At 68.5% G+C, this 24,055-nt stretch carries 22 protein-coding genes; 5 read left to right on the forward strand and 17 right to left on the reverse strand.

Features of this window, described 5'->3' with window-relative positions; all coding sequences use genetic code 11:
• The first annotated feature begins 17 nt into the window (after positions 1-17).
• On the forward strand, positions 18-1,034 hold the full coding sequence (locus tag A3CU_RS0138725) for an NAD(P)H-dependent flavin oxidoreductase (RefSeq protein ID WP_483756965.1): 1,017 nt from the start codon (positions 18-20) through the stop codon (positions 1,032-1,034).
• Here A3CU_RS0138725 and A3CU_RS0138730 read toward each other — a convergent pair whose 3' ends face one another.
• The 7 genes from A3CU_RS0138730 to A3CU_RS0138755 all read right to left on the reverse strand — a co-directional run bounded on the left by A3CU_RS0138730 (position 1,035) and on the right by A3CU_RS0138755 (position 7,155).
• Entirely contained in the window at positions 1,035-2,354 is a 1,320-nt protein-coding gene (locus A3CU_RS0138730) for an ABC transporter substrate-binding protein (protein WP_052372921.1), read from the reverse strand.
• A gap of 20 nt (positions 2,355-2,374) precedes the next feature.
• Positions 2,375-3,436: a branched-chain amino acid ABC transporter permease gene (locus A3CU_RS48835; RefSeq protein WP_084144179.1), complete on the reverse strand. Its 1,062-nt coding sequence runs from the start codon at positions 3,434-3,436 to the stop codon at positions 2,375-2,377.
• Positions 3,433-4,311: a branched-chain amino acid ABC transporter permease gene (locus A3CU_RS0138740; protein ID WP_027946760.1), complete on the reverse strand. Its 879-nt coding sequence runs from the start codon at positions 4,309-4,311 to the stop codon at positions 3,433-3,435. Before A3CU_RS0138740 ends, A3CU_RS48835 begins: the two co-directional genes overlap by 4 nt.
• Positions 4,311-5,018: an ABC transporter ATP-binding protein gene (locus A3CU_RS0138745; RefSeq protein WP_027946761.1), complete on the reverse strand. Its 708-nt coding sequence runs from the start codon at positions 5,016-5,018 to the stop codon at positions 4,311-4,313. Before A3CU_RS0138745 ends, A3CU_RS0138740 begins: the two co-directional genes overlap by 1 nt.
• Positions 5,011-5,796, reverse strand: coding sequence for an ABC transporter ATP-binding protein (locus tag A3CU_RS0138750; RefSeq protein ID WP_027946762.1), 786 nt, complete (start codon positions 5,794-5,796; stop codon positions 5,011-5,013). The genes A3CU_RS0138745 and A3CU_RS0138750 overlap by 8 nt, the downstream gene beginning before the upstream one ends.
• A 348-nt stretch (positions 5,797-6,144) precedes the next feature.
• On the reverse strand, positions 6,145-6,402 hold the full coding sequence (locus A3CU_RS53195) for a hypothetical protein (RefSeq protein ID WP_156960776.1): 258 nt from the start codon (positions 6,400-6,402) through the stop codon (positions 6,145-6,147).
• A gap of 129 nt (positions 6,403-6,531) precedes the next feature.
• The gene (locus A3CU_RS0138755) at positions 6,532-7,155 is read right to left on the reverse strand and encodes an MBL fold metallo-hydrolase (protein ID WP_027946763.1); all 624 of its coding nucleotides are present in this window, start codon (positions 7,153-7,155) and stop codon (positions 6,532-6,534) included.
• Positions 7,156-7,632: 477 nt separating this feature from the next.
• Between A3CU_RS0138755 and ppk2 the strand changes: the two genes are divergently transcribed.
• Complete coding sequence (ppk2, locus tag A3CU_RS0138760) at positions 7,633-8,424, forward strand: polyphosphate kinase 2 (protein WP_027946764.1); 792 nt, start codon at positions 7,633-7,635, stop codon at positions 8,422-8,424.
• Positions 8,425-8,541: 117 nt separating this feature from the next.
• On the forward strand, positions 8,542-9,105 hold the full coding sequence (locus A3CU_RS0138765; protein ID WP_027946765.1) for a CBS domain-containing protein: 564 nt from the start codon (positions 8,542-8,544) through the stop codon (positions 9,103-9,105).
• A gap of 51 nt (positions 9,106-9,156) precedes the next feature.
• Here A3CU_RS0138765 and A3CU_RS0138770 read toward each other — a convergent pair whose 3' ends face one another.
• Entirely contained in the window at positions 9,157-10,497 is a 1,341-nt protein-coding gene (locus A3CU_RS0138770; protein ID WP_027946766.1) for a nicotinate phosphoribosyltransferase, read from the reverse strand.
• Between the two features lie 228 nt (positions 10,498-10,725).
• Between A3CU_RS0138770 and A3CU_RS53200 the strand changes: the two genes are divergently transcribed.
• Positions 10,726-10,845 (forward strand): AMP-binding protein, encoded by a 120-nt coding sequence (locus tag A3CU_RS53200; RefSeq protein ID WP_245617525.1) that lies wholly within the window; start codon positions 10,726-10,728, stop codon positions 10,843-10,845.
• A 79-nt stretch (positions 10,846-10,924) separates the two neighbouring features.
• Here A3CU_RS53200 and A3CU_RS0138780 read toward each other — a convergent pair whose 3' ends face one another.
• Positions 10,925-12,403, reverse strand: a complete 1,479-nt coding sequence (locus A3CU_RS0138780) for an amidase (protein WP_052372990.1) — start codon at positions 12,401-12,403, stop codon at positions 10,925-10,927.
• Positions 12,404-12,630: 227 nt separating this feature from the next.
• Positions 12,631-13,656, reverse strand: a complete 1,026-nt coding sequence (locus tag A3CU_RS0138785; protein WP_245617526.1) for a pyridoxal phosphate-dependent aminotransferase — start codon at positions 13,654-13,656, stop codon at positions 12,631-12,633.
• Between the two features lie 254 nt (positions 13,657-13,910).
• On the opposite strand from A3CU_RS0138785, the gene A3CU_RS0138790 reads away from it, so the two are divergent.
• A complete protein-coding gene (locus tag A3CU_RS0138790) occupies positions 13,911-14,684 on the forward strand; it encodes a GntR family transcriptional regulator (protein ID WP_027946769.1) in 774 nt (257 codons plus the stop codon).
• A 61-nt stretch (positions 14,685-14,745) separates the two neighbouring features.
• Here A3CU_RS0138790 and A3CU_RS0138795 read toward each other — a convergent pair whose 3' ends face one another.
• The 7 genes from A3CU_RS0138795 to A3CU_RS0138825 all read right to left on the reverse strand — a co-directional run bounded on the left by A3CU_RS0138795 (position 14,746) and on the right by A3CU_RS0138825 (position 24,023).
• Positions 14,746-16,245, reverse strand: coding sequence for a CoA-acylating methylmalonate-semialdehyde dehydrogenase (locus A3CU_RS0138795; protein WP_027946770.1), 1,500 nt, complete (start codon positions 16,243-16,245; stop codon positions 14,746-14,748).
• A gap of 67 nt (positions 16,246-16,312) precedes the next feature.
• On the reverse strand, positions 16,313-17,071 hold the full coding sequence (locus A3CU_RS0138800) for an SDR family NAD(P)-dependent oxidoreductase (RefSeq protein WP_245617527.1): 759 nt from the start codon (positions 17,069-17,071) through the stop codon (positions 16,313-16,315).
• A gap of 26 nt (positions 17,072-17,097) precedes the next feature.
• Complete coding sequence (locus A3CU_RS0138805) at positions 17,098-18,282, reverse strand: glycine C-acetyltransferase (RefSeq protein ID WP_027946772.1); 1,185 nt, start codon at positions 18,280-18,282, stop codon at positions 17,098-17,100.
• A complete protein-coding gene (locus A3CU_RS0138810; RefSeq protein ID WP_027946773.1) occupies positions 18,279-18,833 on the reverse strand; it encodes a cysteine hydrolase family protein in 555 nt (184 codons plus the stop codon). The genes A3CU_RS0138805 and A3CU_RS0138810 overlap by 4 nt, the downstream gene beginning before the upstream one ends.
• Positions 18,830-20,158, reverse strand: a complete 1,329-nt coding sequence (locus A3CU_RS0138815) for an MFS transporter (protein ID WP_027946774.1) — start codon at positions 20,156-20,158, stop codon at positions 18,830-18,832. Before A3CU_RS0138815 ends, A3CU_RS0138810 begins: the two co-directional genes overlap by 4 nt.
• A 74-nt stretch (positions 20,159-20,232) precedes the next feature.
• A complete protein-coding gene (locus A3CU_RS0138820; protein ID WP_027946775.1) occupies positions 20,233-21,948 on the reverse strand; it encodes a hydantoinase B/oxoprolinase family protein in 1,716 nt (571 codons plus the stop codon).
• Positions 21,945-24,023, reverse strand: a complete 2,079-nt coding sequence (locus A3CU_RS0138825) for a hydantoinase/oxoprolinase family protein (protein WP_027946776.1) — start codon at positions 24,021-24,023, stop codon at positions 21,945-21,947. Before A3CU_RS0138825 ends, A3CU_RS0138820 begins: the two co-directional genes overlap by 4 nt.
• Between the last annotated feature and the right edge of the window lie 32 nt (positions 24,024-24,055).

Raw genomic sequence — 24,055 nt, forward strand, 5'->3', positions numbered from 1 at the left:
CGCTTCCCAGTTCTCCCATCAGGAGTGACATGAGTTTCGACAACGAGTTCACGGAGATGTTCGGGGTCGAGCACCCCATCGTGTGCGGCGGAATGCTCGCGGTGGGGACCGCGGAGCTGATCTCGGCCGTCGCGAACGCCGGTGCGCTGGGCTTCCTCAGCGCACTGACTCAGCCCACCCCGGAGGCGCTCGCGCGGGAGATCGCGCGCTGCCGTGAGCTGACCGACAAGCCGTTCGGCGTCAACCTCACCATCCTTCCCACCATCGAGCCGGTGCCCTACGACGAATACCGGGCAGTCATCATCGACTCGGGTGTGAAAGTCGTGGAGACGGCCGGCAGCAACCCCGCACCGCACCTGCCCGCGTTCAAGGAGGCCGGGGTGAAGGTCGTGCACAAGGCGGTAGCTGTCCGGCACGCGCTCAAAGCCGAGGCCCTCGGCGTCGATGCCGTCAGCATCGACGGGTTCGAGTGTGCCGGGCATCCCGGCCAGGACGACGTAGGAGGCCTCGTCCTGATCCCGGCGGCGGCGCGCAGGCTGCGCATCCCGATCATCGCCTCGGGTGGCTTCGCCACCGGCGGCGGCCTCGTCGCCGCCCTGGCATTGGGAGCGTGCGCGATCAACATGGGCACCCGGTTCGAAGCAACCCACGAGGCCCCGATCCATCCGAACGTGAAGGCGCAGATCGTCGCCAACGACGAACGTGGCACGCAGATCGTCTTCCGGGAGTTCGGCAACACCGCCCGGGTGGCGCGGAACTCGGTCTCGGAGGACATCGCCCGCACAGGCGCGCGACCTGGCGCCACGTTCGCCGAGGTCGCCCAGCTCGCCTCGGGGAAACGGGGCAGGCAACGGGTGCTTCGTGAGGGCGACGTCGAGGGCGGGATGTGGTGGGCTGGTCAGGCCCAGGGCCTCATCGACAGCGTGGAGAGCTGCGAAACGGTCGTCCGCACGATCGTGGAAGACGCCGAGATGATCATCCGCGGACGCCTTCAGCGGCAACTCGCCCCAGCAGCCGGCCTCATGGGCAGGTAGTCAGGCCGGAGGAAGCCCGTTCGCCGGGGCGGGCGGCGGCGTGACCGTGTAGGGCACGATCGGTCCGTCGCCGTCGTCCGTGGTCAAGGCCGTGCCGGAGAACACCTGCTGGCCGCCGTGGATCGTGGCGATCTGCCCGCCCGTGTACCCGGCGTGCGAGGCCGCGCTGTACCGGAACGGCACCAGTCCCGGGCCGGTGAACCCGCCCTTGTTCAGTCCGTCGATCAGTCCCTGCCGGGTCGGCGTCTTTCCCGCCGCTTGCAAGGCTTGCACGAAGGTATAGGCGTATGCCATCGCGTAAACGACGTTGCCGTCGAACGGGACGTTCGGAATGTACTGATCGTGGATCTTCTTGAACAGCGCGGTCCAGGAATTGCTCAGATCACTGGTCGCGGGGAGATACGCGCTGGTGACCAGGCCCTCGATGAGATCCGCGCCGTTGACCGCGGTTCCGGCCTGCTTCGCGAAGTTCTCCAGAAGCCCGGAAACCGTGGTCGGGTCCGCGCCCACGCTCGAAACGACCAGCTGCGGGTTGTAACCGAGTTTCAGCGCGCCGAGCTTGAACAGCGCGGTGTAAGCCGGAATGGTTTCGAGCACCACGACGTCCGCGCCCGAGCGGGCGATCGCCGAGACCTGCGGCGCGATGTCGGTGTTGCCCGGCTGGTACGGCTGCCGGGTGACCACCGAAGCGGGGTCGATGTACTTGTCGAGCCCCTTCATCCCGTCATGGCCGAAGTCGTCGTCCTGGTAGAAATAGGCGACCTTCTTCCCGGCGAGGTTCTTCTTGACGTAGTCACCGAGAATCTTGCCCTCGACCGTGTAGTCGGGCTGCCACCCGTAGGTGTAGGGATGCTGCTGCGGCTGGTCCCAGCAGGTGCACCCCGAGGCGACGAAGAGGTCCGGCACCCGCGAGCTGTTCAGGAAGTCGACCACCTTGGTGTGGGTCGGCGTGCCGAGCGAACCCAGCATGGCGAACACGTTGTCCTGCAACACCAGTTGCTTGGTCAGTGTCACCGTGTTCGCCGGGTTGTAGGCGTCGTCGAGGTACTTGAAGGTGATCTGGCGACCGTTGACCCCGCCGTTCGCGTTCACGTAATCGAAGAACGCCTTCGCCGCCGGGCCCTGCTCGCTGTACCCCGGAGCCGCGGTACCGGTCAACGGGAGCGTGCCACCGATCGTCACCGTCGAGTCGGTGATCCCCGGAGTACTCCCGCCGCCACCGCTTCCCGCGCAGGCGCTCAGCGCCAGTGCCAAGGCCGCGGTCAAGGTGACCGTGGTACTCCTGTGCTTGAGAATGGGCCAGTTTCCGGGCACGGCCATGATCTCTCCCTTACCGTTATTCATCGTTGAACAGCCGTACGGAGAAGGCGTCCCACCCGCACCACACCCGCCTGGATGCCGCCGGGAAAGAGCACGATCACCACGATCAGCACCACGCCATAGAGGATCAGCGGCACATTGGCGTAGACGTCACGCGGCAGGTTCGCCGCTTGCGCCAGGTTGGTGGACCAGTTCGGCAGCAGCGTTACCAACACCGCCCCGTACACCGCACCGGCCAGACTGCCGAGCCCGCCCAGCACGGCCGCCGTCAGCAGGGACAGCGAAAGGGTCAGCGTGAACGCGCCTGGGGCGGCCAGATTGTTGACCATCGCGAACAAGCCGCCCGCGAGCCCCGCGCAGGCAGCGCTGACGCAGAACGCCAGAATCTGCGTCCGTGCCACAGGCACGCCGGACAGCGCCGCCGCTTCCTCGTTCTCGCGGACGAACCGCATGTTCTGCCCGAACCGGCTGCGCACCAGATTCGCCAGCAGGAACAGGGTTATGATCAGACACAACCCGCCGATCCAGGCCTGCCAGCGTTCCAACGGGAACGACTCACCCAGCGAAAGCGGCGGCGGTTGCGGCGTCACGATCAGCCCGTTGGCGCCGCCCAGGACATCCCGCAGCCCGTGATAGTCCGCCAGTGAGGGCAGCCCGACCGCAAGCGCGAGGGTCGCGCCCGCGAGGTAGGGGCCGCGTAATCGCGCCGCGGCCACACCGACCAGCGCGCCCAGCGCACCGGTGATCACGGTGGCGGCGATCAGCACGACACCGAGCGAGGTTTGCTTTCCCAGCAACAGTGCCGCCGAGTACGCGCCCACCGCCACGAACGCGCCGTGCCCGAGCGAAATCTGTCCACTCAGGCCGGACAGCACGGTCAGCCCGGCCGTCGCGATCGCCAGGTAGGAGATCTGCGCGAGTTGCAGGTTCGCGAACGCGTCGAGCGAAACCGACAGCAGGTAGTAGCCGACCAGCCCGAGCAGCGCCCAGAACAGGTGGCGAAGCAACGTGGACTGCCGCCAGATCCGCAGCAAGGCCTTCGGCGGTTTCGCGGTGCCCTCGGTGGTCGCGGCCTTCGTCATACCCGCCGCCCGGTAGCCGCGCCGAACAAGCCGCTGGGACGCACCATGAGCACCACGATCAGCACGACCAGGGCTCCGAACGTGACGATGTCCGAGCCGAGGTATCCCGCCACGTAACTCAGCACCACGCCGAGGATCAGTCCCCCGGCCACCGCGCCCGGCGGGCTGTCCAGTCCGCCGATCACCGCTGCGGTGAACCCGAACACGAGCACCGCGTCAAAGCCCGTGGGGCTGACGAACGTGCTCGGCGCGATCAGCACCCCCGCCACGGCGCCGACGACCGCGGCCAGTGCCCAGCCCAGCGTGAGCATCGGCCCGACACGCACGCCGAGCAGCCGAGCGACCTCCGGCGCGAACGCGGCCGAGCGCATCCGCAGGCCGAGCGAGGTGCGCCGGAACACCACCGCCAGCACGGCCATGCCGCCGAGCACCACCAGGACCACCCACAAGTCGTTGGGAGAGAACAGAAGCTGGTGACCGGCGAGCCGGAACCCGGCGATGCCGAACGCCGGTGGATAGGACCTCGGGGTGCCACCGAAAAGCATGCCGGCCAGCCCCTGCAACAACACGAGCAGGCCGAAGGTCACCACGACCGCGTCCAGCGGCGGCCGCTTCTCCACCGGACGCACCAGCAACCGCTCCACCAGCGCGCCCAGGACCAGCCCACTGACCACCGCGACCAGCAACGCCAGCCAGTACGAGCCGCCATGGCTCACCACCGTGTAAGCCAGGAACGTGGTGATCATCAACATGCCGCCCTGCGCGAAGTTCACGATCCGGGTGGAGCGCCAGATCAGCACCAACGCCAGTGCCACCGCGGCGTAGACCGCGCCGCTGGTCAGCCCGGCCAGAGTCAGATCGAGAAAGCGGCCCATCACATCTCCAGGTAGGCGCGTCGGACCCGGTCGTCGGCGGCCAGACTCGCGGCTTCGTCGTCGGCGACCTTGCGACCGAGGTTCAGCACCACGGCGCGGTCCGCGATCGACAGCGCGGTGGCGGCGTTCTGTTCCACCAGCAACAAGGTGAGCCCGCTCTCGGTCCGCAGGGTGCGCAGCGTGGCGACGATCTGCGCGGCCGTGCGGGGAGCCAGCCCCAGCGACGGCTCGTCCAACAGCAACAGGCGTGGCTTGCTCATCAGTGCCCGCCCGATCGCAAGCATCTGCCGCTCACCGCCGGAAAGGGTTTCCGCCCGCCGGTGGCGGCGCCGCGCCAACGGTGGGAAGAGATCGAACATCGCGGTGGTGCCGGTTCTGAGCCAGGCGCGATCACGCCGCCACAGGCCGCCGAGGCGGAGGTTCTCCTCGACGGTCAACTCGACGATGACGCCCCGGCCCTCCGGCACGTGGGCCATGCCGAGCCGGACCAGGTCCTCCGGCTTACCGCCCGTGATGTCCCGGCCCGCCAGCCGTACGGTGCCCGCCGCGGGTGACAGCAGCCCACTGATCGTCCGCAGCAATGTCGTCTTTCCCGCGCCGTTGGCGCCCAGCACCGCGGTGATCGCGCCCTGGCCCACGCTGAGATCGATGCCGTTCAGGGCGCGAACCGGCCCATACGCGGCGACCAGGCCGGTGATCTCAAGCATCGGTCACCTCGACCCGTTCACCGAGGTAGGCACGCTGCACCACGGGGTCGGCGCGGACCTCGTCCGGCGTGCCACGGGCGATCACCTCGCCGAAGTCCAGCACCACCAACCGATCACACAGGTTCATCACGAAATCCATGTGGTGCTCGACGAGCATGACCGTGGTGTGCTCGCGCAGTCCGCGCACGATCCCGGCCAGTTCGGCGGTTTCCGTTTCGGACAGCCCGGCCGCAGGCTCGTCGAGCATGAGCAGCCGGGGACGGCTCATCAGCGCCCGTGCGAGTGCGACGCGTTTCCTTATCCCATAAGGAAGACTGGCGCACACCCGGCCCGCTTCTCCGGCGATGCCGAGTGTTTCCAGTACCGCCACGGCCTCCTCACGCAACCTGGCCTCACGCCGCTCCGCCCACGGCGCGGCCAGCAACGCCGCGACCAGTCCGGTGCGCGACCGGTGGCTCGCGCCGGCGATCACGTTGTCCAGCACGCTCAGACCGGCGAACAGGCCCAGTCCCTGCAGGGTGCGGGCGATCCCGAGCCGGGTCAACTGGTGGGGCCGGTGGCGTCGCAGCGGCCGCCCGTCGAAGACTATGGAGCCGGATTCGGGCCGAACGAACCCGCACAGAGTGTTGAACAGGGTGGTCTTGCCCGCCCCGTTGGGGCCGATCACGCCAAGCACGGCGCCGGGCGCCACCTCGACCGAGACCTTGTCCAGCACCCGCAGGCCGCCGAATGAGACAGAAAGTTCCTCAGCGCGCAACAATGGAGCGCGATCGACCATGCCCGCGACCACCGCCTCGTTGCAGTGCGGCCCGGTGACGCCGGACCTGGTCAGAATCGGATTCGGTTCGCGGCGAACAGTACCCGTCCGCCGTCGAATTGCCCAGTCCTTCTCCGAAAACAGGCAAGCCATCAGCCGGAATAGTGCCCGGCCGGTAACTTCTTTTTGACCAAACCGAATCTTGTCCCGACATCGATGTCACTCCCGCGTGGACGTGATTTCGCCACGCACACGCGGGTGCGGGCAGGCGGTCGCGAACCCATGTCACCATGCGGCATGCCAGGAGACGGCGTGGCGCAAGCTTGCGAACGCGCGAGCCACGAACGATGTGTTACGGGAGTGAGCCCATCAGCCTCGCCTGGGGTCGTCGTCGGAGCGGGCGGCCGGATTGTGCTCTTCGTCTTCTCGCTCTCGAGGTGTTTTGGGTCGGTAATCGGCGAAACCCCAGAATGGCGGACGCGCGGCCATCTGGCCGCGGGCCCTGCGTTCGAGCCAACCCGGCATCCGCATCTTCTGCTGTCCCCCGGTGCGTCGATCACGCAAATCGACAACGACCGCGACGGCAAGCAAGGCAGCAAGCACGCAACCAACGACGGCGAAAAACATGCGACGCCACCTCCCGTCAGCCCCCTGCAGATAGGACCATACCGGCATCCGCGGGCGCGAGACCTTGCCCCAAGGAGGTCCTTGGTCCCAGCGAAGATCATCGCGCCGCTGACGCGGGTGCGGAGTTTCTCATCCCGCGCACGGCCTGACCCGCCTTGCGGGTAGCCGGTATGTCGCCCCTTCACGACCCCATTCCCCGAACGACGGGCATTCACCCCGGTCGATCGCCCGGATACTGGGCCGGCCGATATGCGCGAACACCAGGCGCCGCACGCCTGCATGGCGTGCCGCCTCGGCGGAATCCCCAACGCAGGCGTGGCCTCCGACGCCACCGGCGAAGCGAATCGGTCGGTCCCACCCGGCCGCGTCCGCGAACATCAGGTCGGCTTGGGCGGCCCAGTCCGGGAACATCCAGTATTCCGGTGCCCACACTGCCCTCCGCCCGGTCACCTCGATGAGATAACCGACGGTCGGATGCGACGTATGCCGCACCGCCAAGGGCCACAGCCGCACGCCATCGCCGTCGTACGATCTCACGGCCGCGGCCACCGCGAGGCCGCCGGCGCGCCGCCGGATGACCGGCATCAGTTCCGCGTCTTCGTCGCAGACCAGCCAAGCATCCAACGGCGCGCCGGGGTCGGCGGTCCCGCCGCCGTCCAGCATGACGCGATGACCGCGCCATGCCACCAGCAACCCCGCGGGGTGAAATCGCGGAGAGTTCATCGCTCCGACGCCGAGCAAAACCAGCCGCACCGCCGGGGAGCGTCGATCGGGACTTCGTCGCAGGCTCGTCACTTTTGGTCGCCGATGCACTACCGACCGAGATGGCCGCGGTCCGCGGCGAACTCGCTGTTGGTCTCCCGTACCCACATGAGATCATCGTGTGTCCTGACCTCGGCCCTGGCTAGTGCGGAAGGGCTCTCCCCACCGGGACGATCGTCCATAACGGACCATCATGGGGACGTCGCCGCCGGCTCGGCGCAGCCTGGCCGAGGCGTTCCTGCCCCCGCTTCGGACCTGAGTCGGCAAGGAACCCCAACGGCGACCGTGCAAGCACGAGGGCCGGAAGTCCCGACCGTTGGTGACCAATTCCCGCCGTGGGCGTCCGGCCACGTTCCTAGCGTTGAGTCGTGCGAAGCCTGGACCGTGTCCCGGATGGTGCGATCATGGCCGGCGTTGACGGCGCGGCCCGGCGATGATCGTGTGCCCGGAGAGTCTGGGAACGCGGTAATGGCGCGCAAGCTGCCACGCAAGACCTACCAGCGGGAGCTGTTCCGGCTGCAAACCGAACTGGTCAAGCTGCAGGAATGGGTTCGCGCCGAGGCGCAGCGGCTGATCGTCGTGTTCGAGGGCCGGGACGCCGCCGGCAAGGGCAGCACGATCAAACGCCTCACCGAGTACCTCAATCCCAGGGTGGCCCGGATCGTGGCACTCCCGCAGCCCGGGGAGCGCGAGCGAACGCAGTGGTATTTCCAGCGGTACGTCGAGCACCTGCCCGCGGCCGGGGAAATCGTCCTGATGGACCGCAGCTGGTACAACCGCGCCGGAGTCGAATGGGTGATGGGGTTCTGCACTCCGGACGAGCACCGTCGGTTCCTGCATCAGTGCCCGATCTTCGAACGGATGCTGGTCGAGGACGGGATCCTGTTGCGCAAGTACTGGTTCTCGGTCAGTGCCGCCGAACAGGAACGGCGTATCCGCGCCCGGCTGGACGACCCGGTGCGCCGGTGGAAACTGTCCTCTGTGGATGTCGCCTCGATCGACCACTGGGACGATTACTCCCGGGCCAAGGACGAGATGATTCTCTACACGGACATCCCGGAGGCACCGTGGTCGATTGTGGACAGTGACGACAAGCGCCGAGCCCGGATCAACATGATCGCCCACCTGCTGGACAGCCTCCCGTATCATGGAGTGCCACCACCGGCGCTGCGGCTGCCGCAACGACCACCGGCCAGCGGCTACCGGCGACCGGAGAAGAACCCCGGGAACTACGTGCCCGACCACGCCGCGACGCTGTGAATACGAAAGTCCTTCCCCATCGTGACGGACGCCCCTGCCCATCGCATCGCGGCGGCCCTACGTTCGAACGACGTTGGACACGCCGCTACGTGGGACCGACGGGTGAGGTGCACCGCAATGCATGCGTGGGAGATCATGAGCAAGCCGGTCGTACGGGTAAACCTGTCGACTCTGGTGCGGGAGGCGTCCGCGCTGCTGATCCGGCATGGGGTCGCCGCCCTGCCCGTGGTCAACGCCGACAACCAGGTGGTCGGCATTTTCACCGAAGCCGACGCCCTGCGGTGCGGTGAGCACCTCGAAGACGTGGTCGAGGCGTTCATGACCAGCCCGGTCAAGGTGGTGCCGATGGACACCGACGTCGACCAGATCGCGCGCCATATGCTCACCGACCGGTTACGGAGCGTGCCGGTGGTCAAGGATGGGGTGCTGGTCGGGATCGTGAGCCGCCGGGACCTGCTGCGGCCGCTCGTCCGGCACGACGACGCCATCGAGGCACAGTTGCGGTCCGTGCTGGCCGACTACGCCGGCGACCGCGACCGGTGGCACGTGCACGTCACCGACGGTGTGGCCGTCGTCAGCGGCGAATTCGACGACGAAGCCGAGCGGCGGGTGATCGCTCTGCTGGCCAAGTGCGTGCCGGGCGTGGTGTGCACCGAATTGCGCAGCCAGGCACCTGCTTGATGCCCAAGCCGGTGCCTGAGCCTGAGCTTCGTGAGGGCGGTGCTGCCCGGGTCACCGCCATCCGGCTGCTTCCCGGCTTCTGAATGCCTTGGCCGTTCGCTCCGCCAATTCATCCAGCTGTGCGGATCTCTGGACGCCGATCGGCTCCGGTACGCGCAGTCGCTTCGCAGCTTCGGGCAGCCAGGCGAGGTCGTGTTCGAAACGCGCGCGGGCGTCGGCGAATTCGTGTCCACTTCCGACTCGTTCACCGGCCCGCATGACCGGTACCAGGAGCGGCAAGGAATCGTGGGGTGCCTGCTCGGCGCGCCGGGTGAGTACGTCCGGGCCCGCGGATCCGTTACGGTAAACCTGTTTCGCGCCCGGGAGGGTGGCCTTGCCCGGTGACGTTTTCATGACCGGCCTGCCCGCGTACTCGACGAGTTTGTAGGCGGTGTCCAGCGATGGCGCGTCCGCGGAGACGCCCATCTTCGTGCCGACTCCGTAGGAATCGATCGGTGCGCCTGCCCTGACCAGGCGCAAGATCGCGTGCTCGTCGAGCCCGCCGCTGGCCATGATGCGCGCCTCGGGCAGGCCCGCGTCGTCCAGGATCTTTCGGGTCACGCGGGAGAGCGCGTCGAGATCACCGGAATCGAGCCGCACGCCGACCCGCGCGCTAGGCAGATGCAGCGTCTTCGCGAGGTCAGCCGCCGTGCGCACACCGTTGACCGTGTCGTAGGTGTCGACGAGGAACACCGTCGCGTCGGGGAAATCTTCGGCGAACGCCCGAAATGCCGCGCGTTCGCTGGGGAACGCCTCCACGTAGGAATGCGCCATCGTGCCCACCGGGCGCAATCCGAACCGGCTCGCGGCCGCCACATGGCTCGTTCCCGCGAACCCCACCATCGCCGAAACCCGCGCGGCCGCGAAGGCGGCATGCACGCCATGCGTGCGACGGGCCGAGAAATCCACCAGCTCGGCCCCGTCCGCGGCGATTCGGCAGCGGGCCGCCTTGGTCGCCACCGCGGTCTGGAAGGTCAGGAAGTTCAGCAACGTCGTTTCCACCAACTGTGACTGCGGCAAGGATGCGGTCACCTCGATCAGCGGCTCGTTCGCGAACACCACATGCCCTTCCGGAACCGCCCAGACGTCGCCCTCGAAACACAGCCGCGCCAAGGCTTCCAGATCGCGCTCTCCCAGCTCGAGTTCCTCACGCAGATAGTCCAGTTCGTCGTCGTCGAAATGGAACCGGGCCAGGAAGTCGAGGCAGTCGGCGAGCCCGGCACACACCAGGAATCCCCGGTCGTGCGGCAGGTCACGGGCGAACAGGCTGAACGTGGCGGGCTCGGTCATCCCGCGTCGCAGGTAGCTGACCGCCATCCGGATCTCGTACAGATCGGTATGCAGGGCTGTCATCTTCTCAGTTCCCGTTGGCGTCTCCCCGGCGGATGCTCAGCCGTCGAGATGTGCCTTCTCAATAATCGACGCGACAAGGCTTCTCGTGCATCGAGCCTCCTTCCCGAGCCATCTGGTCGACGAGACCTGTCGAACTGACGCTATCGATCGCGCGTGGCCGGGTCGTGGGCTGGCCGACCCGGATTCCACGGACTTTGGCCATCCCGTGCGGTTACCTACAGCCCTCCATTGAGGGGACTCCGATGGAGGATCGTCGCGGGCCTCACCGGCGACATCGCCCGCCGGGACCCCGACGGCTACTGCTGGTTCATCGGCCGGGCGGACGACGTCATCGAATCCGCCGCATGAACCCGGCCGCGCTGTGGCGCGCTGGTCGTGTTCCGTCGTCCACTGTCCGATGTGGAGCGACGCGCTGTTCGGTTTCCTGTCAGTTGGGCAAGGTTGGCAGGAAGGTCGGCGGACGGCGGGCGGCGGCGATGTTCTCGAAGGCCTGGGCCAGCGCCAGTAGCTTCCCATCGGCGAATTTGCCTGCCATGAAGGACATCCCGATCGGCAGCGGCCCGGAGAACCCGGCCGGGACCGTGACGTCGGGGTAGCCGGCCACCGCGGCCGGGGTGGAGGAACCCACCGAGACCTGGTCACCGGCGACGTAGTCGGTCTTCCACGCGGGCCCGTTGGTGGGTGCGACGATGGCGTCCAGATGATCGGCCGCCAGCGTCTGGTCGATGGACCTGCGAGCCAGGCTGGTCGCGGTGGCACGCTGCTGCTGGTAGGTGGGATCGGTCAGCGGCGGCGCCGCCAGCGCCTGCTCGAAAAGTTCCTGGCCGAACTTCGACAGCTCGACCAGATCCTGCTGGTTGAACCGGATCAGCCCCGCCAGATCGTGCGGAACGCCGGGCCGGGTGGCGAGATAGGCATCGATGTCGTGGTGGAACTCGGCCAGCAGCGCCGGTGTCTCGGCCGCGCCGATCTGGTCCTGGAAGGGCAGGTCCACCTCGACCACGGTGGCCCCTGCTTCGGTAAGCGTGTCTACTGTGGACTGGACGACCTTGTCCACGGCGGGGTCGAGGCCGAGCATCCGCCACACCCCGATCCGCTTGCCGCGCAGGCCGTCCCGGTCGACCGCGGCGCCCGCCGGCACCGGCGCACCGCTGAGCGCGGCCAGCGTGATGTCCAGGTCCACCACATGCCGTGCGATCGGCCCGGCGGTGTCCTGTTCGGCGGAGATCGGCACGACCCCCTGCCCGCTGATCAGGCCGAGCGTCGGTTTGATCCCGGCCACCCCGTTCGCGCCCGAAGGGCACACGATCGAGCCGTCCGTCTCGGTGCCTATCGCCACCTGGGCCAGTGACGCGGCCACCGCCGCCCCGGAGCCCGACGAGGAACCGCACGGGTTCCGGTCCAGCACATAGGGGTTGTTGGTCTGCCCACCGACGCCGGACCAGCCGGATGTCGAGTGGGTGGAGCGGAAGTTGGCCCACTCCGACAGGTTGGTCTTGCCCAGCAACACCGCGCCGGATGCACGCAGGTGCGATACCAGCACCGCGTCGCTGGAAGGCGGCTGCGGCAGCAGCGCGCGAGAACCCGCCGTGGTCGGCATCGCCGCGGTGTCGATGTTGTCCTTGAGCAACACCGGAATTCCGTCGAGCGGGCCGAGCGACTGGTGTTTGCGCCGCCGCACGTCGCTTGCGGCCGCCTGCGCGACCGCAGTCTTGTCGACGAACAACACCGAGTGCAGCAGCGGGTCGACGGTGCGAATGCGATCGAGGTATTTATTGGTCAGCTGGACCGAGGTCAGCCGCCCCTGGTCCATCAATCGCTGCAAATCGGGAATGGTCGCGGTATCGAGGTTCACCGTCGCCGGCCAGGCGTTCTCGCCGGCGACGGGGGTGGCTGGTGCGGCCATCGCGGTGGCCGGCACGGTCCCGGCTACCGCTACGACAGTGAAAGCGAGCCCGAACAGGGCGAGACGGCGTTTTCTCACGGGCCCAGCACACTCGCGTATATCCGCCCCGTCAACCGCCGTTCGTCGGTCAGTCCCCACCGGGCTCTATCTTGCTTGGCGACCTATTTCATCCTTGAAGCGAAATTCGGCCCCAAATCCTGATGACAGGATTTTCCGCGTCCCCGCCGCTAGGACTCTTGACAGGCCTGCCTAAGGTTTTGGACCAACTCGCGGAGCACTTGCTCGTCCGAGCCGAATGTGAGGCGGACATGCGTGTCGGGGGCGTGCATGTCAGCGCCGCGTACAGTCGCGATGCCATTCCGCAGAAGTGCGCGGTCGATGGCGGCCGGCGTGTCGCCGAGACGGGAGCAGTCAACGAGTAGGAAGGCGCCGGCCGCGGGTCGCACGGGCTCGGTGAGGCCGATCGCGGCGATGCCGTCGCATACGAGGTCGCGCTTCGCCTGGTAGGTGGAAAGCGCCTGGTCGAGCCAATCGCGAGGCCCGGTGAGGGCGGCGACCGCGGCCCGTTGCGGAACCACTCCGCAGCACACCGCCTCCCACTGGAAACGGCGCTCGATCGCGTCGAGGATCTGCGGCGGCGCCAGGACGTAGCCGAGCCGCCAGCTCGCGAGCGCGTAGTACTTGCTGAGGCTGGTGACGGTGACCAGGTGCGGCCAGCGATCCGCGAGGGCCTCCACCGGGTGGTACTGACGACCGTCGAACGTGAAGTGCTGCCATGAGTCGTCGGAAATGACGAGTAGCCCGTGGCGCGCGGCGATCTCGACGACGGCCGTGACGGTCGCGGCGTCGGGCAGGTAGCCCGTCGGGTTGTTCGGGTTGCACAGGAGTATGGCGCGGCTGTGAGGCGTGACGGCGACCTCGATGCCGGCGAGGTCGAGTGCCCAGCCATCGCCCTCGCGGGACGGGACGTAGGCGGGGGTCGCGCCGGCCTCACGGATGGCACCGTCGAAGAAGTACGTGGGGGTCGGCACGATCACCTCGTCGCCTCGAGCGAGCACCGTGCGCAATACGAGGGAGAGGCCTTGCATCGCACCGTGGGTGATCAGGAGGCGGCGCTCGGGATCGATGCGCAAGCCGTGCTCGCGCTCCAGTTCGGCGGCGATCACCGCCCGGAGTTCAGGGAGGCCGCGGCTGTCACGCGGGTCGGGCTGGTCCATTGCCTGCGCGACCGCCCGCCTCACGTGCTCGGGCATGGGAAGGATCGGGGCTCCTACGAGCGGAAGGATCCGCACGCCCTCGCGTGCGCTCCGCGCCGCGCGGTCGCGCGTGCTCATCGCGCCCAGAGCCGGGAGGTCGTTCGAGGCGGGGAGGACCCAAGAATTCGAGGTGCATCGCGGCATGGGAAAAGCATGCCACACTGAGATATCAGCAACAAGGATTAGTATCTCTTAGCCTTCTAATTCGAGTGTTCTGCTGTATCAACGCTTTGCGTTGGTATCCTGACGGGGTGTCAGATATCCATAGCGTGGTCACAGGCACGCCGCATATCCCCGCGCTGCTGTTGGTCGGCAAGGACGAGACCGGTCTCGACCGCACCAGCCAGGCCTACCGGGCGATCAGGCGCCAGATCATCGACCTGACGCTACCGCCCGGCAGCAGCTTCACCGAGACATCGCTCGCGCAGCAATGGCGCATCAGCAAGACGCCGGTGCGCGAGGCGCTCGCGCGGTTGAGGCGCGACGGGCTCGTGACCGCGCTTCCGCGCGCGGGCTACATCGTCAGCCCGGTCACGCTCCAGGACACCGACGATCTCTGCGCCTTGCGGACGCTCCTGTCCGGTGAGGCGGCCGCCGCCGCGGCGCGCCTTGGCGTCACGGCGGCGGCGCTCGAGCGGCTCGAAGTACTGTCCAAGGTGCCTTTCGCGCTCGCAGCGGGCGAAGTGGAACAAGAGGAGTCGCTGCAGGCTGGGATCGAGTTCGAGGGCATCATCGCCAACCTCAGCGGCAACAACCGTCTCGGCAAGGCGATCGTCGACGTGCTCGACGAACTGGAGCGGGTTCTGCGGATGGCCGCGTTGATCGCTCCAGACATCGCGAGCCCGCCCGGAGAACTCGAGACCATCTTCGAGCGACTGCGCGCCCGGGATGCGGATGGCACCCAGGACGCGATGCGCACGCGGTGCGAGCGCGTGCGTCGCGACGTGCTCCAGGTTCTGGCGAAGAGCACATCCGTGAGCAGGGCACACATCGAACTGCCTGCGGCGTCACTCCCGCCCAGTTAGCGCCGCCACACCGGAAAGTCCCCCGGATCCGGCGTGATGCGGTCCGGGGGACGCCTTCCGGTCAGACGGCCGTCGGGAAGTGCAGGTGGCTGCGGTGGTGCGGGCCGCCCTTGGTCTCCTCGGGCCAGCGACTGGTGACGGCCTTCGCGCGCGTGTAGAAGGCGACGCCCTCGGGTCCGTGGATGTGATGGGCGCCGAACAGCGACTGCTTCCAGCCGCCGAACGAGTAGAACGCCATGGGCACCGGGATCGGGACGTTGATGCCGATCATCCCGACCTGCACAGCGCGCTGGAAGCGGCGGGCCGCCTGGCCGCTGGAGGTGAAGATCGCCGTGCCGTTGGCCCAGCTGTTGTCGTTGATGAGGTCGATCGCTTCCTCGAGCGAATCGACGCGCACGACAACGAGCACCGGGCCGAAGATCTCGTCACGGTAGACGTCCATCTCGGGCGTTACGTGGTCGAACAACGTCGGACCGACGAAGAAGCCCTTGCCCTGGATGTCGAGTTCGCGCCCGTCGACCACGAGTTCGGCGCCCGCGTCGACGCCGGAACCGATGTAGGCCCTGACCCGCTCGAGCGCCTCCAGCGACACGACCGGGCCCATCTCGGACCCGGCCTCCAGCCCGGGCCCCACCTTGATCGCCTGCGCCTTCTCGCGCACGAGCTTGACGAGTGGTTCGGCCACGTCGCCGACCGCGACGGCGACCGAGATCGCCATACAGCGCTGCCCCGCCGAGCCGTACCCGGCCGCGATCAGATGGTCGGCGGCGTGGTCGAGGTCGGCATCGGGCAGCACGACGGCGTGGTTCTTGGCGCCACCGAGCGCCTGCACGCGCTTGCCGCTCGCGGTCCCGCGCTCGTGGACGTATTGCGCGATCGGCGTCGAGCCGACGAACGACACCGCCGCGATGTCCGGGTGGTCGAGGATCGCATCGACCGCGACCTTGTCGCCGTGGACGACATTGAAGACACCATCGGGCAGGCCGGCTTCGGCGTAGAGCTCGGCGACGAAGTTGGACGCCGACGGGTCGCGCTCGGAGGGCTTGAGCACGAACGTGTTGCCGGTCGCGATCGCGATCGGGTGCATCCACATCGGGACCATCGCGGGGAAGTTGAACGGCGTGATCCCGGCGCAAACGCCGAGTGGCTGGCGAAACGAGAACAGGTCGACATCGGTCGACACCTGGTCGGAGTATTCGCCCTTGAGCAGATGCGGAATACCGCAGGCGAAGTCGATCACCTCCAGGCCGCGGATGAGTTCGCCCTTGGCGTCCTCGAGGACCTTGCCGTGCTCGGCGGAGACGATCCGTGCGAGGTCGTCGAGGTGCTTCTCGACGAGGTTGCGAAAGGCGAACATCAACCGCGACCGGCGCATGACGGAGGTGTCCGCCCAGTCCGGCAGGGCGGCGCGCGCCGCCTGCACCGCGGCGTCGACGTCGGCGGGCTCGGCCAGTAGCACGTTGGCCTGGCGCTCGCCTGTTGCGGGATTCCACACCGGGGCGGTGCGCCTCGACTCGCCGGTGGTCTCGCGGCCGTTGATTCGGTGCTGGACCGTTCTGATTTTCCCTGTGCTCACGGAAAAGCTCACCTTCTCGTGGGGTTTTCGGTTCTGGCGGCGGTGTTTCGCGTCAGACGATCAGGTCGCCGCCGTTGATGTCGACGGCCGCACCCGTGATGTAGGCCGCGCGGTCGGAGGCCAGGAACGCGACGAGCTCGGCGACCTCCCAGGGCTGCCCCACGCGGGGCACCGGGAACGACCGGGTAGCGCGTTCGAGCGCCGCTTCCGGCAGCAGGCCGCGGGCCATCGGCGTGTCGATGAGGCCCGGGCAGACGGCGTTCACCGTGACCCCGTCGGGCCCGTAGGCCTTCGCCAAGTGCCGGGTGAGCCCGAGGACGCCGTGCTTCGCCGTCGTGTAGTGCGCGCCGCCGGCGGTGCTGATGGTTTTGCCCGCGGTGGAGGAAAAGTTGACGATGCAGCCCCAGCGGCCGTCGCGCATCGCGGGAAGCGCTCGCTGACAGCACAGGAATGTCCCATGCACGCTGACCGCGAGCACGCGGTTCCACTCGGCCTCGGTGATGTCCTCGAACGCGGTCGGCGGTGCGATGCCCGCGGCGTTGACCAGGATGTCGAGGCGCCCTCCCGGCAGCGAGGCGAACGCACGGTCGACCTGGCCTGCGTCCGTGACATCCACCGCGACCGAGGAGACGCGGTCCTCCCCCATCGACAGCGTGGCCGCCAGCTCGCAGGGATCGGGCGCGGCGAGATCGAACACCGCGACGGTCGCTCCCCGGCAGGCCAGGGCATGCACGACAGCCAGGCCCATGCCGCTCGCGCCACCGGTCACGACCGCTACCCGGCCCTCCAGTTCACGGCTGTCGGCGCTCATGGGCGCCCGGAACCCCTCGGCGGTGCTCACGAGCCCGCCAAAACGGTGCGCACGCGCCCGAAGGCGGCCGCCGCGCGTTCGAGGTGCTCGGCCGTGTGCGACGCCGAGACCTGCACCCGGATCCGCTCCTCACCGGCCGGGACGACCGGATGCGAAAGCGCGAAAACGAGAACGCCCTCCCGGCGCAGCGCCGCGGCCACGTCACGGGCCAGCGTGCCGCCGCGCAACATCACGGGAATGATCGGGTGCTCGCCGGGCAGCACCTCGTAGCCGAGGTCGCGCAGCTCCCCACGGAGCCAGGAAGTGTTGGCAGCCAAGCGTTCCCGTAGCTCGGGACGACCCCGTGCGATGCGGATCGCGGTCAGCGCCGCCACGGCCAGCGCGGGAACCATCGCGTTGGTGAAGATGTAGGGACGCGACACCTGACGCAGCGTCTCCACGACCGCACGGGATCCGGCCACGAAGCCGCCGGCCCCGCCGCCCAGCGCCTTCCCGAGCGTCCCCGTCAGCACGTCGATGCGGCCTTTCAGCCCGAAGTGCTCGGCGGTGCCCGCACCGGTCGCGCCCAGCACACCCGTGGCGTGCGAGTCGTCGACCAGCAGCGCCGCGTCGTAGCGCCGCGCGAGTTCGGAAACCTGGGGCAGCGCAACGACGTCGCCATCCATGCTGAAGACGCCGTCGGTGACGATCAGCCGGTGCCGGGCCTCCACGCTGTCGGCGAGGCAACGTTCGAGCTCGTCGAGGTCCGCGTGGGCGAAGACGCGCCGCCGGGCCTGCGCCAGACGGATGCCGTCGATCAGGCTGGCGTGGTTGAGCGCGTCGCTGAGGATTACGTCATCCGGGCCGAGCAGGGCGTCGAAGACGCCGAGATTCGCGTCGAAGCACGAGCTGTAAAGCACGGCGTCCTCGGCTCCGACCAGCTCGGCAATGCCTGCTTCGAGTTCACTGTGGACTGTCCGCGTGCCGCAGAGTACCCGGCCGGCTGCCACCCCGAGCCCCAGGTCCCGCAACGCTTCCTGAGCCGAGTCGAGGACTTCCGGGTCGCCGGCGAGCCCCAGGTAGTCGTTGGAGGCGAAGTTCACGAGCGGCTCGCCGCCCACCCCGAGTGTCGGCCCCTGTGCGCCCGAGACCACGAGGTCGCGGCGCAGCCCGGCGGTGGCCCGGCGTTGCTCGAGTTCGGCGCGGAGCCGATCCAGCAAAGTGGCGTTCACGCAGTCCCTCCCGGCCAGCCGGCGCAGGACACGACTTCGAAGCCCCGGCTGGGGAAGACCGCGTCCATGAAGAAGTCATGCATGGCCGGATCGCCGTCGGCGCACCCGTCACGCAGCACGGTCACGTGGTAGCCGCGATCGGCCGCGTCGTAGCACGTCGCAGCCACCATCGCGCTGGTCGCGACGCCGGCGATCGCGACCGTGTCGACGCCGCGGGCGCGGAGCACAAGATCGAGATCTGTGCCGGCGAACGCGCTGGCGCGGCGTTTCAGCACGACGACGTCCTCGTCGCCGACCGGCAGATCGATCTCGGTTCCGGCCGAGCCCTCATGGAAGGCGTCCCCGGCTTCGTAGAACGTCTTCAACAGCGCGTTGTCCGGCGGCAGGTCGGCCCCGTTGCGCCGGAAGGCGAAGTGCACGAACACGACGAGAGAACCGGCCGCGCGGGCGCGCGGCAGCAGTTCGGTGAGCGGCGGCACGATCTGCCTGGCGAACGGGTAGTTGCCCGTGATACCTCGCTGGATGTCGCCGATGATCAGTGCGGTGGTCATGAAATGCTCCCGTCCAGTCGTTCCATCCGGCGCCCCGTGGTGAGCAGGGCGGCCATTCCGGCTGCCATGATGATCGCGATCGCCAGCAGCGCATAGGTGAAACTGCCGGTCGCGGACGCGATGGCCCCGGTGAAGTAGGGTCCGATGAACCCGCTGAGGTTGCTCACAGAGTTGATCAGCGCGATGCCGGAGGCGGCGGCCGCGCCGGTCAGGCCGATCGCCGGGATCCGCCAGAACTGGGGCATCGCGGTAAGGATCCCGGCGACACTCAGGCAGACCGCGACGACGAAGAGCGTGCCGCTGCTGGCGAACGTCGCGATGAGCAGCCCCACCACCCCGAGGGCCATCGGCACGACCGTGGCCGTGACCGCTGACTGCCGGGCGGCGAAGCGAGCCCACACGAGCAGGGCGACCAACGCCACCGCGTAGGGGATCGCGGACAGCAGCACGCTGCTGACGTCGCCCGCGCCACCGATGCTGTGCGTGATGGACCTGATCATCGCCGGCAGGAAGAACTGCAGCGGATAGAGCCCGAACGCGATCGCGAACCAGGTCACGGCCATCACCCAGACCCGGCCGCTGGTCAGCGCCTGGCGCAGCCCGGTGAGCGCCCCGCGGGCGCGATGCTCGTCGGCTTCGGCGGCCAGGGTGGCCTCGATGGCGGCCTTCTCCTCGTCGTCGAGCCAGCGTGCCTTCCCCGGCCGGTCCGGCAGGAAGACGAAGATCAGGATGCTGACCACGACCGTCAGCGCACCCTCGACGAGGAACAGCGCCCGCCAGCCCGCGATGCCGAACAGTTTCTGCCCCCACTCGAGCAGCGCGGCGGCCAGCGGGGAGCCGATGATCGAGGACACCGGGGTCATCAGGAAGAAGGCCGACAACGCCCAGGAGCGCTGGCGACGCGGGAACCACAACGTCAGGTAGAGCAGGATCCCGGCGGCCAGACCGGCTTCGGCGAAGCCGAGCAGCAGCCGCGCGACGAACAGTGTCGCCGCCGAGTTCACCGCCGCCGTGGCCGCCGTGACCAGGCCCCAGGTGATCATGATCCGGGCGATCCACTTCCGCGCGCCGAACCGCCTCAGCATCATGTTGCTCGGCACTTCGACGAGGATGTAGCCGATGAAGAACAGCCCGGCGGCGAGGCCGATCTGGCTGCTGCCGAGGTTCAGGTCGCGCGACATCGGGGCGGCGATGTAGCCGACATTGGCGCGGTCGATGTAGCTCGCCACGTAGGCGAGGCCGACCAGCGGAATGATCCGGATGCCGACCTTTCGCCAGGTGCGGGGGCTGACAGTGCTCCGGCTGGTTGCAACGTTGGAACTCATGGCGAAGTCCGATCTGCCAGGAGGGAATGGGATGGTGCGGGACCGGCACGGGTCATCCGGGCCGGCCGCTGCGGTCAGTGCGCCCGGCCGCGCAATCCGGCGGTGGCGCTCGCGTCGATCACGCCGTCTTCGGTGATCACGACGCCGTAGTCCCGTTCGGCTCCCTCGTGGGTGACCTTGCCGTCGAGGACGTCTTCGAGGACCCGTTGGGGTGTGCGCTCGAAGGGGATTCCGTGCCCGCCCCCACCCGCCGTCACATGCCGGTGCCGGGTTCCCGCGGTCATCGTGAAGTGCGGTTTGGACTCCAGCACGCGTTCCCCGGGCCCGCCGGGGTCGAGCACGTTGAGCGAGGGTGTCCCGTGCGCACCGCCGGCCAGCCCGTAGGGCAGGAACTTCCGCCGGTCCGACCTGATCTGCACGCTGACCTCGGGCGCCAGAATCGTCATGTCCCGGAAGGTCGCCAGACCACCTCGCCAGCGGCCCGCTCCCCCGCTGTCGGGCAGGTACCCGTAACCGTCGATGCGGATGTGACCGGAGCGTTCCAGCTCCTCGACCGGCGTATTGGTCAGGTTCGCGCCCAGCGAGCTGATCCCGTCCACACCGTCGCGGTCGGGACGGGCACCCCACGCTCCGGCCAAGGGATCCCACAGCACCATGGATTCCCCGTCCGGCCCGACGAGGCCGATCGCGATCCCGTCGGGTCCGCCTTCTCCGGCGGCGGGCACCCGGGTGGGGAACACCGGGGCGAGCGCCCCGAGCACCGCGTCGATGATCCGGAAGCCGACGAGCCCGCGCGCGCCGCGCGCGGCAGGTCGCTGCCCGTTGAGGATGGAGGCTTCCGGGATGACGAAACTGAACGGCCGGTAGAAGCCACTGTTGGCGGGGATGTCCGCGGCGAGGACACCCTGCAGGGCGGCATAGGCAGCGGAGCGGGTGAACGAGGCCGTCGCGTTGAGCGCGGAGTCGACCTGCGGTGAGGAGCCGGTGAAGTCGAGCTCTATCCCGGACTCGGACAGTGTGGCCTTCACGCGGATCGGGATCGGCCCGCTCCCGAGGCCGTCGTCGTCGATATGGTCGATGAACTCGTAAGTGCCGGGAACGGCCTCGGCAAGCGCTGCACGCAGCAGGGTTTCGGAGTAGTCGAGCAGCTCGTCGATGAGCGTGGCGAGTCGTTCGGCGCCGTGCCGCGCCGCGAGGGCACGCAGGCCTTCGGCCCCGGTGTGGCAGGCGGCGAGCTGGGATTCGAGGTCACCGCGCAGCAACTCGGGTTCGCGGACGTTGCGCAGGATCAGCCGCAGGAACGTCTCGTTCATGGTGCCGGCCTCGACCAGGCGCGACGGCGGAATCTGCACCCCTTCGGCGAAGATGCTCGTCGACTGCACGGCCATCGAACCGGCCGCCCAGCCGCCGACATCGGTGTGGTTGACGACCGTGACCGCGAAGCCCAGGAGGGCTTCACCGGCGAACACCGGGGCGACCGCGAAGATGTCGGGCAGATGCATGCCGCCCAGGGATGGATCGTTCAGCAGGTAGATGTCTCCCGGCCGGATCCGGTCGCCGAACTCGTCGAGGATCGCCTCCATCGCGTCCGGAATGGACCCCAGGTGCACCGGCAGGGTGTTGGCCTGGGCGATCACCCTGCCGTGGGCGTCGCACAGGGCGGCCGAGAAGTCCATGCTGGACGCGACGAGCTGCGAGTGCGCCGTGCGCAGGATCGTGATCGCCATCTCGTCGGCAATCCCGGTGACGGCATTGCGGAAGACCTCGAAGGTCACGGCGTCGCGGATCATGCGGCACTCCAGGTGATGACGATGTTGTTGAACCGGTCGCGGTGTGCCCGGGCACCGGGCGGGACGAGGGTGGTGGCGTCCATGTCCTCGATGACCATCGGTCCCTCGACGGGCTCGGTGCCGAGGTCGGACCGTCCCACGACGGGCGTGGGCACGGTCTCGCCGAACCAGCATTCGCGCGTGGTCGGCTCGCGGCCCGCGGCAGCAGGAAGGCTCAGCACGTCCGCAATGGACACCGGAGTGAGTAGCCGGCCGCGTACCCGGAGGTTGACCAGTTCGACCAGTTCGTCCGTGCCGGCCCGGCCGTAGGTCCGTTTGTGCTCGGCGTGAAACCGCGCCCGCGTCTCGGCGAGCAGGTCGTCGGTGAGGTCCCCGTCGGGCACCCGGATCCGCAGTTCGAATCGCTGGCCGCGGTAGCGCATGTCGAGGAGCCGATCCACGACCGCGTCCGCCCCCAGCTCCGCACTCACCTTCGCGGACAGCCGCGCGAACTCCGCGGCGAGCGCGCTCACCACGGCGAACCCGGGCCGGTACGGGGTGAGCTCGTGGCGTTCGGTGTCGGCAACGAGCAGGCCCAGGCTGCTGAACAGGCCCGGGTACACCGGCACGATCACGGTCGAGATACCCAGCTCGCGGGCAAGCGCGGCGGCATAGAGCGGACCCGCGCCGCCGAAGGCGACCATGGTGGCCTCCCGCGGGTCACGGCCCCGTTCGCTGGTTACCGCCTTGACCGCGGTGGTCATGCTGGAGACCGCCACCTGGTACGCGCCACGCGCGGTACCCGGCACGTCCTCACCAAGCTGCTCGGCCACTGGTGACAGTGCCTTCGCGGCCAGGTCCGGGTGAATCGCCACGCGGCCACCGGCGAGCGCCTGCGGGCTGAGGTATCCGAGCGTCACGTTGGCGTCGGTCAGGGTCGGCAGCTCACCGCCCTGGCCATAGCAGGCAGGACCGGGGCGGGAACCCGCGCTGGCGGGCCCGACATGGAGTGCGCCCGCCGCGTCGACGGAAATGATGCTGCCGCCTCCGGAACCGACCTCGGCGATGTCGATCGACGGTGCCCGCACCGGATACCCGGCGCCGGAACTGAGGCCGCGAGCACCGTTCATGCCGCCCCCGACCTCGTAGTCGGCCGAGACGAACGGCTCACCGTGTTCGATCAGGGACGCCTTCGCCGTGGTCCCGCCCATGTCGAACGCGACCACTGTGGACAAGCCGATCAGCTGAGCGAGCTTCTGCACGGCGGTGACACCGGCCGCGGGACCGGACTCGATGATCTGCACCGGCCGTTGCGCGACCGAGGCCGCATCGAGCAGCCCCCCACTGGATTGCATGACCAGCAGCGGCGCACTCACCTTCTCGGCCCGCAACCCTGCTTCCAGACGGGTGAGGTAACCGTGCACGGCGGGACCGACATAGGCATTGACCGTCGCCGTGCTCGTTCGCTCGAACTCGTGCGGCTGCGGGGAAACATCGACCGACGCCGTGACGTACACATCAGGCAGTTCGGCTCGCAACAGATCGGCGACCCGCCGCTCCTCATCAGGGCGGACATAAGAGTTGAGCAGGCACACTGCCACCGCTTCGATTCCGTCCGCACGCAACCGCACGGCCAACGTACGAACCTCGTCTTCACTGGCCGGTGGGTCGAGACGTCCGTCGGCCGTGATCCGCTGGCCGAGTTCGTATCGATTCCGCCGGCGGGCGAGGGGCTCGGGCTTTGACCACGACAGGTCGTAGAGCACCGGCCGGCGCAGTCGGCCGATTTCCAGCACGTCGCGGAAACCGCGGGTAGTGACCACCGCTGTGCGGACGCCGTTCATCGACAGGATCGCGTTGGTGGCCACGGTCGTGCCGTGCAGCATCGCGACCACGGCCTCCGGCTGGGCCCCGGCCGAGGAAAGCACGCCGGTGGTCGCCGCCACCACGCCGGCACCGTAGTCGGGCGGGGTGGACGGAACCTTCATCGGGACGACCTCTCCGGCCGGGCCCAGTGCGATGACGTCGGTGAAGGTGCCGCCGATGTCGGCGCCGACTCGCCAGCCGGCCGGTCGAGGATCGTGACTGGGGGGCACTGAGATCTCCTTCGTTCTGCGAGGGCTGGGAT

The sequence above is a fragment of the Amycolatopsis taiwanensis DSM 45107 genome, from assembly GCF_000519205.1.
Classification (GTDB): Bacteria; Actinomycetota; Actinomycetes; order Mycobacteriales; family Pseudonocardiaceae; genus Amycolatopsis_E; species Amycolatopsis_E taiwanensis.

What these genes read in the sequence shown, in the direction of transcription:
- A3CU_RS0138780 (WP_052372990.1), bottom strand. Translation starts at nt 12,403, where the DNA reads ATGGCCGCACCAGCCACCCCCGTCGCCGGCGAGAACGCCTGGCCGGCG.
- A3CU_RS0138745 (WP_027946761.1), bottom strand. Translation starts at nt 5,018, where the DNA reads ATGCTTGAGATCACCGGCCTGGTCGCCGCGTATGGGCCGGTTCGCGCC.
- A3CU_RS0138785 (WP_245617526.1), bottom strand. Translation starts at nt 13,656, where the DNA reads ATGCCCGAGCACGTGAGGCGGGCGGTCGCGCAGGCAATGGACCAGCCC.
- A3CU_RS0138820 (WP_027946775.1), bottom strand. Translation starts at nt 21,948, where the DNA reads ATGATCCGCGACGCCGTGACCTTCGAGGTCTTCCGCAATGCCGTCACC.
- A3CU_RS53195 (WP_156960776.1), bottom strand. Translation starts at nt 6,402, where the DNA reads ATGTTTTTCGCCGTCGTTGGTTGCGTGCTTGCTGCCTTGCTTGCCGTC.
- A3CU_RS0138765 (WP_027946765.1), top strand. Translation starts at nt 8,542, where the DNA reads ATGCATGCGTGGGAGATCATGAGCAAGCCGGTCGTACGGGTAAACCTG.
- A3CU_RS0138730 (WP_052372921.1), bottom strand. Translation starts at nt 2,354, where the DNA reads ATGGCCGTGCCCGGAAACTGGCCCATTCTCAAGCACAGGAGTACCACG.
- ppk2 (WP_027946764.1), top strand. Translation starts at nt 7,633, where the DNA reads ATGGCGCGCAAGCTGCCACGCAAGACCTACCAGCGGGAGCTGTTCCGG.
- A3CU_RS0138810 (WP_027946773.1), bottom strand. Translation starts at nt 18,833, where the DNA reads ATGACCACCGCACTGATCATCGGCGACATCCAGCGAGGTATCACGGGC.
- A3CU_RS0138740 (WP_027946760.1), bottom strand. Translation starts at nt 4,311, where the DNA reads ATGGGCCGCTTTCTCGATCTGACTCTGGCCGGGCTGACCAGCGGCGCG.
- A3CU_RS0138750 (WP_027946762.1), bottom strand. Translation starts at nt 5,796, where the DNA reads ATGGTCGATCGCGCTCCATTGTTGCGCGCTGAGGAACTTTCTGTCTCA.
- A3CU_RS0138800 (WP_245617527.1), bottom strand. Translation starts at nt 17,071, where the DNA reads ATGAGCGCCGACAGCCGTGAACTGGAGGGCCGGGTAGCGGTCGTGACC.
- A3CU_RS0138770 (WP_027946766.1), bottom strand. Translation starts at nt 10,497, where the DNA reads ATGACAGCCCTGCATACCGATCTGTACGAGATCCGGATGGCGGTCAGC.
- A3CU_RS0138815 (WP_027946774.1), bottom strand. Translation starts at nt 20,158, where the DNA reads ATGAGTTCCAACGTTGCAACCAGCCGGAGCACTGTCAGCCCCCGCACC.
- A3CU_RS48835 (WP_084144179.1), bottom strand. Translation starts at nt 3,436, where the DNA reads ATGACGAAGGCCGCGACCACCGAGGGCACCGCGAAACCGCCGAAGGCC.